Source organism: Bacillus cereus group sp. Sample62 (assembly GCF_036851315.1).
GTDB classification, from domain to species: domain Bacteria; phylum Bacillota; class Bacilli; order Bacillales; family Bacillaceae_G; genus Bacillus_A; species Bacillus_A wiedmannii.
Window position 1 is genome coordinate 3452218 of record NZ_JAFLPK010000001.1, and the last position, 12793, is coordinate 3465010.

The following is a 12793-nucleotide window of genomic DNA, read 5'->3' on the forward strand; positions in this document are numbered from 1 at the left end:
AAGATTCATACTAATTTGCCTAGAAAAAAGCATCTTGCCATTATCCATAGCAAGATGCTCCCTTTATTCCGGTCTTTTTTTCGTCCACGTTTCAATAACTTCACCAGTATCATTAACATCTAGCACTAAACTACCGTTACTATACCGGTCTTTATTTCGATACGCTTTCGGATCAATTTCTTCTACAATGTGTTTCTCTGTCTTCATGTAAACTAGTTCATCGTCTCGAACAATTTCAATACCGACAATGCGGTATGGATTACGTTTTAACTCTTTGAAAATAACAAGTCCTCGCTTCGCCCTCGTTGATTTCTCAATTTCTGATGCTTTTAGACGTTTTACAGCACCGCGCTGCGTTACGAGAATAAGTTGATCTTTGTCACCATTTAACGGTTTACCAGAAGCGACGTAATCATCTTCTTTTAAGTTAATTGCTTTCACACCAGCGGCCCTTACACCGACTGGACTTACTTCATCTTCATGGAAAATAAGTGCATATGCACCATAGGTTGCAAGAACAATATCACTCGTTCCATCTGTTGCAAATATATCTACAACATAATCATCTTTTTTCAAATTCACAGCGACGAACGCTCTTGAATAACGCTGAACTTTATATTGGTTTAATTCTGTTTTCTTAATCATACCATTTCGTGTAACAAATACGATAAATCGTTTTTCTTCTTCAAAGTTCGGTACGACGGTCGCCCAAATAATCATTTCATCCCGCTCGAGTGAAACGAGATTCGCAACGTGTTGACCTAAATCTTTCCAACGAATTTCTGGCATTTCATATACTGGCAGATATATATAGTTTCCTTTATTCGTAAATAAGAGGACTGTCTCTGTCGTATTCGTATCGAATCGCTCCAGTAAGATGTCACCCTCTTTCATACCGAAGTCTTTCCCGTTCGATGCATTATGTGAACGCCAACCTGTTCGTTTCACATATCCTTCTTTCGTTACAGTAACGATGACATCTTCCTGCGGAATCATAACTTCCACATCGATTTTAATTTCCTCAATTTGTTCTTCAATAATAGCACGGCGATCATCACTATATGTTTTCTTTACTCTCTTCAAATCTGTTTTAATAACTTGAAGAAGCCTTTGTTCACTTTGTAAAATTGACTGTAACTCTATAATCTTCTTATTAAGCTCGTCTGCTTCTTGTTCTAGCGCCGTAATATCTGTATTTGTTAAACGATATAGTTGCAACGAAACAATTGCTTCTGACTGAGCTTCTGTAAATCCAAATTTCGTACTTAAATTATCTTTTGCATTACGCTTATCTTTAGAAGCACGGATTGTTTCAATCACTTCATCTAAAATCGATAATGCTTTCTTTAAACCTTCTACAATATGTTGACGATTTTCCGCTTTTCGTAATTCATATTGCGAGCGTCTCGTAACAACTTCTTTCTGATGCCCAATATATGCATCCAAAATCTTAGGTAATGTCATAAGTGTCGGACGACGATTATTTATCGCTACCATATTAAAGTTATATGGAATTTGTAAATCTGTATTCTTATATAAATAATTTAAAATACCTTCAGCATTTACTTCTTTTTTTAACTCTACAACGATGCGAAGACCTGTACGATCTGTCTCATCACGTACTTCAGCAATTCCATCTAGTTTTTTATCTAGACGTAATTCATCCATTTTTTTAACAAGGTTCGCTTTATTTACTTCATACGGAATTTCTGTGATAACGATTTGTTGCTTACCGCCGCGGATCGTTTCAACTTCTGCTTTTCCGCGAATAATAATTTTACCTTTTCCTGTTTCATACGCTTTTTTGATACCATCAATCCCTTGAATAATACCACCTGTCGGGAAATCTGGTCCTTTCATAACTGTTAATAAATCATCAACAGTACTATTCGGCTTATCAATACGCATCATCGTTGCATCAATTACTTCCCCAAGGTGATGCGGAGGAATTTCTGTTGCATAACCAGCTGAAATTCCTGTCGATCCGTTCACTAGTAAGTTCGGGAACATCGCTGGAAGTACAACCGGTTCTTCACTCGTATCATCGAAGTTTGACACGAATTCTACTGTTTCTTTATCGAGATCACGCAATAACTCAGATGCGATTGGTGATAATCGTGCTTCCGTATAACGCATCGCCGCTGCTGGATCGCCATCAACACTACCATTATTACCATGCATTTCAACTAAAACATTACGTACTTTCCAAGTTTGACTTAAACGTACCATCGCCTCATATACAGAGGAATCACCGTGTGGATGGTAGTTACCGATAACATTACCAACTGTTTTAGCTGATTTACGAAATGCTTTATCATGTACATTTCCTTCTACATACATAGAATATAAAATACGTCTTTGTACCGGTTTTAAACCGTCACGCGCATCTGGAAGCGCGCGATCTTGAATAATATATTTACTATAACGTGCAAAGCGGTCACCTAACACGTCTTCAAGCGGGAGGTCATGAAACTTCTCTGCCTGCATGTTATTCCACCTCCGTCTCCATAATCATTTCATTTTCTAAAATATTTCCTTCTTCTTGCATACCAAATTGTACATTTCGTTCGATCCATTTACGGCGAGGTTCTACTTTATCACCCATCAATGTCGTAACTCGGCGCTCCGCTCTTGATGCATCGTCAATTTTTACACGAATCAACGTACGTGTTTCAGGATTCATCGTCGTTTCCCATAATTGATCGGCATTCATTTCGCCAAGTCCTTTATAGCGCTGCAGCATGTAGCCTTTACCGACCTTTTTTGTTACACCATCTAATTCTTCATCAGACCATGCATACTCAATCACTTCACTCTTACCTTTTCCTTTACTTACTTTGTATAAAGGAGGAAGTGCAATAAATACTTTGCCAGCTTCGATTAGTGGTTTCATATATCTGTAGAAGAACGTTAATAACAATACTTGAATGTGTGCACCATCTGTATCAGCATCGGTCATAATTACAACTTTATCGTAGTTAATATCTTCAACAGCGAATTCATTCCCTACACCACCGCCAATAGCGTAAATGATTGTATTAATCTCTTCATTTTTAAAGATATCAGCAAGTTTTGCTTTTTCTGTATTGATTACTTTACCACGTAACGGTAATACCGCTTGGAAACGTCGGTCTCGACCTTGTTTCGCGGAACCACCCGCAGAGTCACCCTCTACTAGGTACAGTTCATTTTTTTGCGGGTTACGTGATTGTGCTGGTGTTAACTTACCACTTAATGTACCTTCTGATTTCTTTTTCTTTTTACCAGTACGCGCTTCTTCTCTCGCTTTACGAGCAGCCTCACGTGCCTGCGCTGCTTTAACTGCTTTTCTCACAAGAAGTGTAGCAACATCCGGGTTTTCTTCTAAAAAGTAAGCTAAATGCTCAGATACAATTGCATCAATTGAAGAACGAGCTTCACTTGTACCAAGTTTCCCTTTCGTTTGCCCTTCAAACTGAAGTACTTCTTCTGGTACACGTACAGAAACGATAGCCGCTACACCTTCACGAATATCTGTACCTTCTAAGTTTTTATCTTTTTCTTTTAGTAACGATACTTTACGAGCATACTCATTGAACACACGCGTCATTGCTGTTTTAAATCCAGCTTCGTGTGTTCCCCCATCTTTTGTACGTACGTTATTTACAAACGAAAGAATGTTTTCTGAATAGCCATCGTTAAACTGGAATGCTAACTCTGCTTCAATTCCGTTTTGTTCACCAGTGAAGTATACAACCGGATGAATCGAATCTTTCTCTTCGTTTAAGTATGAAACGAAAGCTTCAATTCCTGTTTCATAATGAAAGACATCTTCTAAATCATTACGTTCATCTTTTATCGAGATTTTCATTCCTTTTAATAAGAATGCAGATTCACGTAATCTCTCACATAATGTTTCATAATTGTAATTTGTTGTACTGAAAATAGTTGTATCTGGTTTAAAATGTATTGTCGTACCGGACTCTTTCGTCTTCCCGATCTTCTCCAGTGTCGTTGCAGGAATACCACCATTTTCAAAGCGTTGTTCATAAATATTTCCGTCACGTTTAATCGTCACTACTAACCATTCTGACAAGGCATTTACAACTGATGCCCCAACACCGTGTAAACCACCACTTGTTTTATAGCCACCTTGACCAAACTTACCACCGGCATGAAGTACAGTTAAAATGACTTCAGGTGTAGGTTTCCCAAGTTTATGCATTCCCGTAGGCATTCCTCGCCCTTTATCTATAACGCTAATACTATTATCTTTATGTATTACGACAGAAATTTCGTCGCCAAATCCCGCTAACGCTTCATCAACGGAGTTATCTACTATTTCATATACTAAATGATGCAATCCACGGCTATCCGTACTCCCGATATACATACCCGGGCGTTTTCGAACGGCTTCAAGTCCTTCTAGCACTTGAATTGCATCTTCATTGTATTGGAACTGATGCTTCGCCAAACTCCTTGCCCCTTTCCTAATCAAATCAGAACATATGTTTCTATTATAGAATAACGCCTCGACTATAGTTTTGGCAAGTTATCTTATCTCTTTTATATACCATTTTCAATAGAAAAATCCTTGTTTTTTCACAAGGATTCCTCTAGGCTACTATTTCAGAAAAATAATCGTTTGTCAACGAGAAATGGATATGTATGCCAAGATTATACATTCCAAACCTTTATCATGATCCAAATGATCAATATCCAAAATGGGATAACAAGTAACAATCCCCAAAAACAGCCTTTAAAAAATCTCATGATGAACACCTCGTTCATCGGCCCTACTTATTTATAAAGAGGGCTGAATCAATCTTTCTCTCTTTAAAACCTATACTATTTTGTCATCGCATGTTCTACTTTAATGCAACGATCCATTATTACAGTATAGCCTTTTTCTTTTAACAGTTTATATGTATCTTCATCTTGTACTCCTAATTGTGCCCAAAAAACATCTGCATCAATCTCTACAAACTCTTTCGCAACATCCATTAAAAATTCTGAACGGCGGAATACATTTACAATATCAACATGTTCCTTAATATCCTTTAGTGAAGAAACTGCTTTTTCTCCAAGCACCTCATCTACTGTTGGGTTCACTGGAATAATACGATACCCAGCATCTTGCATTGCTTTTGAAACCATATACGATGTACGTTCTGGCTTATCCGATAATCCAACAACTGCAATCGTTTTGCTTTTCTTTAATACTTCACCAATTTCCGTACGAGTTGGGTTTTCAATTGTCATAATTTATCCCTCCTATTCCTTTAGTATAGCCGATAAAGAAAGTCTCTTTCAATATGAAAGAGACTTTCTTTTATTTCAATTATTGATTCTTTGTAGCTGAATTATCTGCTAAAGTAGCTGTTTTCGTCATTTTTTGACCGTTACGATAGAATGTAACTTCTACTTTCTCGCCTACTTTTTTCTTTTCATATAAATATTTACGGAATTGAAGTGAATTTTCTACTTTTTGATCATCTAATGATACTACAATATCATATTGCTCTAAACCTGCTTTTTCTGCAGGTGATATTGGGTAAATTTTACCTAATACAACGCCGTTTGTTACTTCTTTCGGTACTTTCAATTGATTTACTGCATAAGCTTGCACATCTTCTAATGAAACGACACCTACTCCAAGAGCTGGACGTTTCACCACTCCGTCTTTTTCAAGTGATTCAATAACTGGTTTTGCAATATTAATTGGAATAGCAAATCCAATTCCTTCAACTTCTTGTTGTGCAATTTTACTTGAATTAATCCCAATTATTTCACCATTTTGGTTAAACAACGCACCACCACTATTACCTGGGTTAATTGCTGCATCTGTTTGAATAACTTGAGCATTCCAATCTGCACGCTTATCGCCATCGATATCTACTGGAATTTCACGTTCTTTGCTACTAATAATACCTTCCGTTACACTTCCATCAAACCCTAGTGGGTTACCAATTGCAATCGCTTTTTCACCCGCACGAAGTTTACTTGAATCACCTAAAGTGGCAACTTTATTTACATTAGATCCATCAATTTCTACAACCGCTAAATCTAACCAAGGGTCTTTCCCTACAAGTTTTGCATCTACCTTTTTACCATCACTTAGTTTTACAGCAAGTTTATTTGCTCCATCTACTACATGGTTGTTCGTTACAATATACGCTTTATTTCCTGCTTTTTTATAAATAACACCTGATCCTGAGCCAGCTTGTTGCTCTTGGCCTGTCGGTTGCATTGCAAATGGATCAACACTTTGTTGCATATTAATAACACCTACAACAACATCTTTCGCGCCTTCAATCATACCAGGTAAATCAGTTTCATTTTTTGCTTTATTGACAACAGGAACTACAGTACCTTCAACTTTTGAATCCGAACTGAATGATGATACAGCCGCTCCATTATTTTGAGCCCATGGCATATATGGTGCCGCAAAACTAATTGTGACAGCCCCAACTACAGCTCCGACTAAACCTGTGAAAAAATAACCTTTTCTACTACCTGATTTTCTCACTTCTCTCGTTTCACTATGCTCTTCATTTAAATTTGGTCCGTCGTAATATCCCATGTTTACTTCCCCTCTCTGGTGAATTCGTATTTTCAGTATAGTCACGTTTTGTGTCCTTCTTGTGAACTCATCGTGAAATCCAATTAAAAAAATACTCTTATCTAACATTGTAGACAAGAAAAGTATTTTTTGTACATTCCACCTACAAAAGAGAGTATAAATTTGCTATATCCCAAAGCCCATAGTAATTTAAAGGTTATTCTTCAAATTTGTAACCCACTCGAATAACAGTACCGATATGCTTCGCTTTATCTCCTAGCTTATTTCGTAGTTTTTTAATATGAGTATCCACCGTTCGGTCATCACCGTAGTAATCATATCCCCATAACTGATCTAATAAATGTTGACGTGACAACACAATTCCTTTGTTCTCCATTAAATAAACAAGAAGTTCAAATTCCTTATGTGTCAATATAATTTCTTCTCCATCTACTAAAACGGTTCTAGATAGACGGTTCACTTCTATTCCAGCTAAAGACATAGCATTTTCTTCCGCTACTCCTACCACACCATCCGCACGTTTCAATAATGTCTTCGCACGAGCTACTAACACTTTCGGGCTGAAAGGTTTCGTTACATACTCATCTGCACCTAATTCGAACCCTAGTAATGTATCATCCTCATCCGAACGGGCTGTTAGCATAATGATTGGTACTGCTGATTCTTTTCTAATTCGTCTACAAACAGACCATCCATCTATTTCTGGTAACATTATATCTAACATAATTAAATCAATTTCATGCTCTGCAAATAATTCTAACGCTATTTTTCCGTCTTCTGCTTCGATTACTTCAAAGCCTTCATTACGAAAATAATCACTAACGATTTCACGTAATCTTCTTTCATCTTCAACAAGTAATACTGTTTTATTCATATAATCTATCCCGCCTTTTTACTCTTTCAATCGAATAATACGTTGATTGGAGCTTCCGCGAAATGGAAGTGTTAAATCTTTTTTCTCGATTTCAAACCTTCCATCGACTAAAACATCCCCATAATGTAACAACTCTATCATATCATTATTTTGAGAACTCTGTATCTCTTCTAACGTATAACCTGTATACATCCAAAGATTTTTTTTCAAGTCTTTCACAGCTTTTGCTACTTTTTTCACTTCAGCAGCTTGGAAGAATGGATCTCCACCTGAAAATGTTACATCAGTTAATGAATTACTTGCAATCTCGTTCACAATTTCTTCTACTGTCATTTCAGTTCCATTACAAATATTCCACGATTTCGGATTATGGCAACTGAAACAACGATGCGGACAGCCCGCAAAAAACACGACTGTCCGCAACCCTTCTCCATCTACTACACTATCATGAATGATGTTCATCACTTTCATTTATGCTTCACCCGATCCATCTCTTCACTACGTTTTGCACTATTCCACTTCGACATATCTCCTACAAGATAGCCTGTAATACGGCGAATTCTTTCTATATTAGTTTCGTCTTCATTTCCGCAACTTGGGCATTCATTACCAATAACTCCGTGATAACTACAGCACTTACAACGGTCAACAGGATGATTAATTGAACCGTATCCAACGCCATGATCTGCCATCGCTCGTACAATTTGTTTTAACGCCTGTTTGTTATGCATAGCTGCTCCGTCTAGTTCAATGTACGTAATATGTCCCCCGTTACATAGAGCATGGAAAGGTCCTTCTAAACGAATTTTATTTATCGCTTGAATGCTATAGTAAACTGGAATATGGAATGAATTCGTATAATAATTATGGTTCGTTATACCGCTAATCACACCAAATTCTTCTCTATCTTTTTTCACAAACTTCCCTGATAACCCTTCTGCAGGAGTTGCAATTACTGAGAAATTCAGTTCATGTTCTTCCGTTGCTTTATCCATTCTATCTCTCATAAAGGAAATGATTTCATACCCGAGTTTCCATGATTCTTCATCTTCTCCATGATGCTTTCCTGTTAAAGCTACTAAGCACTCCGCAAGACCGATAAAACCAAGACTTAACGTCCCTTGCTTTAAAATGGATGCTACAGAATCTTCAGGCTGTAACTTTTCTCCACCGCGCCATACACCTTGTGAATATAAAAATCGAAAATCTCTCGCTCGCTTCGTACATTGATACTCAAATCTCTCTAATAATTGCTTAATTCCTAAATCTAAGTAATAATTTAATGCTTCAAAAAATGCTTCTTTTGAACCACTAATTAACGCTAATTTCACTAAGTTGATAGAAGTAAATGATAAATTGCCTCTTCCAATCGCTGTTTCTTCTCCATGTATGTTAGACATAACACGGGTACGACATCCCATGTAACATACTTCACTTTCCGGTCGTCCGTCATAATGCACTGCATTAAATGGCGCATCTAAAAATGAAAAGTTAGGGAATAATCGTTCAGCCGTTGTCTCTAACGCTAATTCAAATAAATCATAGTTCGGATCACATTCTTCAAAGTTCACACCTTTTTTCATTTTAAAAATTTGAATTGGAAAAATTGGTGTTTCCCCTTTACCAAGACCAGCTTGTGTCGCTTTTAAAAGTTGTCTAACTAATAACCGTCCCTCTTTTGATGTGTCTGTTCCATAATTAATAGAAATAAACGGTACTTGTCCCCCACCCCTACTGTGCATACTATTTGAATTATGAACGAAAGCTTCACATGCCTGATACGTATCATTTTCTGTTTCTTTCCATGCAAATTCTTCTATTTGTTCTTTCGTAAGCGGATATGACTGTAATCGTTTCTTATGTCTCGCTACTGTTTTTCTCACATATGGAGCTAAATCAATATCAAAGAGTGCAAATGATTGACCACCGTGCTGCATATTTTGATTCGCCTGAAAAATAATAGACGAAAGAGCCAATGCACTTTTAATATCCTGCGGTTGTCTCATATGCCCATGCCCGGTATGAAAACCGGTCGTAAGCATTTGCGCTAACGGAATTTGCGAACAAGTCGTCGTTCCTGTCGCATAAAAATCTAAGTCATGTGGATATAATATATTTTGATTTATCGCTTTTTTCACTTGATCTGACAATAAATTTTCAACTGTATAATATTTCGCACTCTCTGATGCGAACGTTCCCATTACTCCCATCGGAGAGCGGCCATCTACATTTGCATTTTCTTGCATTAAATCTTGCTCACTACCGTGGACAATCGTCTCAAACACTCTCATTAATTCTTCTCCACGTACATTTCGTTGTAACATTTATAACCCTCCACCAATATGTTGTTGTCTTTTGATTAAAATGTTACTACATATAGTCTTGGTGTTTCTGTGAGAAATGTAACATTCCTGTGAAATTTTTTTCACGAAATAATGAATTTTTCATTTACAAAAAAGAAATGTGCTCTTTACAAATGTATGGTACAATATACGGGAAAAACTCTTTTTACCCTTTATCAACACATTTGAATAAAGGAGACTGAACTTATGGTTACTACATATCTTTTATTTATCGTTGCCTACTTACTTGGCTCGATTCCATTCGCACTAGTCGTTGGAAAAATCGGCTACGGAATCGATATTCGTGAGCACGGAAGCGGTAATCTAGGCGGAACAAATACATTCCGCACACTAGGGAAAAAAGCAGGTTTTATCGTTACAATTGCTGACATTTTAAAAGGTACATTAGCAACAAGTCTACCGATTATTTTCGGATTAGATGTTCACCCACTATGGTTCGGATTAGCTGCTGTTCTTGGACATGTATATCCAATTTTCGCAAAATTCCGTGGTGGTAAAGCTGTTGCAACTTCTGCTGGCGTGCTATTATGCTACTCTCCAGTTGTTTTTGCAATATTAGCTGTTGTCTTTTTCAGCCTTTTATTTACAACAAGATACGTATCACTTTCTTCTATGGTAACAGCCGTCGTTGCTGTTATTGCATCCATTGTTAGCGGGGATAAAATCTTCATTATTGCGATGTGTTTATTAGCAGGTATGGTTATTTATAAACACCGTGCAAATATCGGACGAATTATAAATAAAACTGAACCGAAAGCAAACTTTTCAAAAAAGCAAAAATAAGATTGTAACCCACATAACGCAAAAAGAAAACGTGAAGCATATTAATAGCGTCTTTTTGCGTTATTTTTTATACTAAAGAAAAAGCAACATAATTTGGAGGAACTATACATGAATCTTTCCGTAACAAAAGAAGCAGCACAATGGTATAAAAATGAATTAAACTTACAATCGGGTGAAACACTACGCCTTTTCGTACAATACGGCGGTTGCAGTACTGTGCAAAAAGGACTTTCTTTAGGTATTCGTAAAGATGACCCTGCACATCCTGCTGTTCAAACTCAAGAAGAAGGTATTAACTTCTTTATTGAAGGCGATGATGAATGGTTCTTCGATGGACATAATTTATCTGTTACATTTAACGTCGGTGATGATTTCCCGCAATTTAATTATGAAAAATAAAAAAGCGTGGCTTCTGCCACGCTTTTTTATTTTTTCTTAATTTCCTCATATTTCGCATACCACTCTGGATATAACTTTTTAAATGATACGGGCCTGAACCCTTCTTTTTTTGCGCAAATATTCGTCGTACTTGCAGTAATACAAAGTTCACCTTCACCGTTATATATTTCATAACCATATACAACGCGAAGCGGACTCACAGTATCAATCCACGTTTTCACAATTGCTTTTTCTCCGTAACGCATCGCTTTACGATATGAAATTTGCAAGTCTAACACAGGAGAAATAATTCCCTCTTTCTCCATTTCAACATATGAAAATCCTAAATCTTGTATAAGTTTCGTGCGACCTAGTTCAAGCCACACCAAATAGTTTGAATGGTAAACAACACCCATTTGATCTGTTTCCGCATAACGGATTTCAACTTCATGTTCTGCTACAAACATATGTATTCGCCGTTGCCATAAACTTATAAAAATCTATAAATTTTGTTTATTTCCCTGTTCTACGTGTCCGATTTCACAGAAGCTACTTTCGTTTGATGTAACACTCCGAGGGCGTAAATTCGGATACAACGAATCCTACATATTAGCCGTAACTTTTTTTAGATGTTAACTGGCTAATTCATACCGTGACAAATTGATAGCCGCATTTAAATCCCTATCCATTTCGTGACCACAAGTGCATTTGTATACACGGTCAGAAAGTTTTAGTTCTTTGTTGATGCTTCCACAACTGGAGCACATTTTTGAAGAAGGATACCATGTATCAGCTTCTACAAATTCAATACCATATTTTTCACACTTGTATTGAATTTGTCTTTTGAACTCATATAAACACTGCTTCGCAATCGCTTTAGCTAGGTGTCTATTCTTCATCAGACCTTTCATATGCAACGTCTCCATCACAATGCGAAATGGCTTGGTTTTCACAATTTCGCTCGTGGATTGATGAAGATGATTCTTTCTGATATTTGATAACCTTCTATGTAGCTGTCGTATCTCTTTCTCGATTTTTATAATGTTGCTCGTTTTGACAAAACGGTTTCCCTCCTTATTCATTTCATATTTACGAGAAACTTGACGTTGCAACCTACGAAGGCGTTTCTCTGCCTGTCTTACCATTTTTGTTTTGTTGATATTGTTCTTCCTCTGCCCATCAGAACAATATGCTAATTCTTTGATTCCAATATCTATTCCTAACGAAACAGCCGTTAACTTCTCTTTTGTAAACTCCTGTTCAATACCGACAGACAAATACCAATACTTACCGTCAAAGCTAACGCGTGGATTAGAGTACTTAACCCCTACCGGTAACTTTTCGGATGTTTTTACCCAACCAACTTTCTCAATCAAAACTTGTTTTTCTTTTACTTTTAACTTGACATTATCATTGTAAAAAGAGAGTTTTGCTTTCCTTCTGCTTTTGAATCGTGGTTTATCAGCCAGTCCCTTAAAAAATCGCTTATATGCTTCACAAGCATCTTTAATCGCTTGTTTGGCTATATTATTTGAAACATTGTACAACCAAGCATATTCTTCAGTCTGCTTTAATACAGTTAATTCTTTCCGTAAAAAAACGTCTGATATGAACTTTCCGCCATTCTTGTAATTCTCTTCTTGCTTCGCCAGTGTCCAATTATAAGCCCATCTTGCCGTACCAACAGATTTCCAAAGTTGCAATTCTTGTTCTTTATTCGGCTTGATTCTCACTTTCTTCGCAAGCATCATTTTCCAGCAACCCCTTAACCATCTTCTTAGCTTATTTTCGCTTGAAGATGGCAACTAGTTTGTTCTATCCTACCTGCCTTTT

The 12793-nt window shown here is 36.9% G+C and carries 11 protein-coding genes; 2 read left to right on the forward strand and 9 right to left on the reverse strand.

From position 1 onward, the window contains the following. Window positions 1–63 precede the first annotated feature (63 nt). The 7 genes from parC to J0835_RS17510 all read right to left on the reverse strand — a co-directional run bounded on the left by parC (window position 64) and on the right by J0835_RS17510 (window position 9760). Window positions 64–2487 (reverse strand): DNA topoisomerase IV subunit A, encoded by a 2424-nt coding sequence (gene parC / locus J0835_RS17480; protein ID WP_087981493.1) that lies wholly within the window; start codon window positions 2485–2487, stop codon window positions 64–66. Between the two features lies 1 nt (window position 2488). Continuing rightward, window positions 2489–4453 carry a DNA topoisomerase IV subunit B gene (gene parE / locus J0835_RS17485; RefSeq protein ID WP_001062190.1) on the reverse strand — a complete coding sequence of 655 codons (1965 nt, stop codon included), beginning with the start codon at window positions 4451–4453 and terminating at the stop codon, window positions 2489–2491. A 374-nt stretch (window positions 4454–4827) separates the two neighbouring features. Further along, the gene (locus J0835_RS17490; RefSeq protein ID WP_000151391.1) at window positions 4828–5241 is read right to left on the reverse strand and encodes a CoA-binding protein; all 414 of its coding nucleotides are present in this window, start codon (window positions 5239–5241) and stop codon (window positions 4828–4830) included. A gap of 79 nt (window positions 5242–5320) precedes the next feature. After that, on the reverse strand, window positions 5321–6562 hold the full coding sequence (locus J0835_RS17495; protein ID WP_087981494.1) for a S1C family serine protease: 1242 nt from the start codon (window positions 6560–6562) through the stop codon (window positions 5321–5323). Window positions 6563–6758: 196 nt separating this feature from the next. Next, window positions 6759–7436 (reverse strand): response regulator transcription factor, encoded by a 678-nt coding sequence (locus tag J0835_RS17500; protein ID WP_001044675.1) that lies wholly within the window; start codon window positions 7434–7436, stop codon window positions 6759–6761. Window positions 7437–7454: 18 nt separating this feature from the next. Next, on the reverse strand, window positions 7455–7907 hold the full coding sequence (nrdG, locus tag J0835_RS17505; protein WP_087981495.1) for an anaerobic ribonucleoside-triphosphate reductase activating protein: 453 nt from the start codon (window positions 7905–7907) through the stop codon (window positions 7455–7457). After that, complete coding sequence (locus J0835_RS17510) at window positions 7904–9760, reverse strand: anaerobic ribonucleoside triphosphate reductase (protein ID WP_087981496.1); 1857 nt, start codon at window positions 9758–9760, stop codon at window positions 7904–7906. The genes nrdG and J0835_RS17510 overlap by 4 nt, the downstream gene beginning before the upstream one ends. Before the next feature lie 225 nt (window positions 9761–9985). On the opposite strand from J0835_RS17510, the gene plsY reads away from it, so the two are divergent. Both plsY and J0835_RS17520 read left to right on the forward strand, forming a co-directional pair. Then, window positions 9986–10582 carry a glycerol-3-phosphate 1-O-acyltransferase PlsY gene (plsY, locus tag J0835_RS17515; protein ID WP_000258967.1) on the forward strand — a complete coding sequence of 199 codons (597 nt, stop codon included), beginning with the start codon at window positions 9986–9988 and terminating at the stop codon, window positions 10580–10582. Window positions 10583–10690: 108 nt separating this feature from the next. Further along, a complete protein-coding gene (locus J0835_RS17520; protein ID WP_087981497.1) occupies window positions 10691–10981 on the forward strand; it encodes a HesB/YadR/YfhF family protein in 291 nt (96 codons plus the stop codon). Between the two features lie 26 nt (window positions 10982–11007). Here J0835_RS17520 and J0835_RS17525 read toward each other — a convergent pair whose 3' ends face one another. Together J0835_RS17525 and J0835_RS17530 are read right to left on the reverse strand one after the other, a co-directional pair. Beyond that, entirely contained in the window at window positions 11008–11427 is a 420-nt protein-coding gene (locus J0835_RS17525; protein WP_000495804.1) for an acyl-CoA thioesterase, read from the reverse strand. A 165-nt stretch (window positions 11428–11592) separates the two neighbouring features. Then, window positions 11593–12711 (reverse strand): RNA-guided endonuclease InsQ/TnpB family protein, encoded by a 1119-nt coding sequence (locus tag J0835_RS17530; protein ID WP_087981498.1) that lies wholly within the window; start codon window positions 12709–12711, stop codon window positions 11593–11595. Window positions 12712–12793 lie beyond the last annotated feature (82 nt).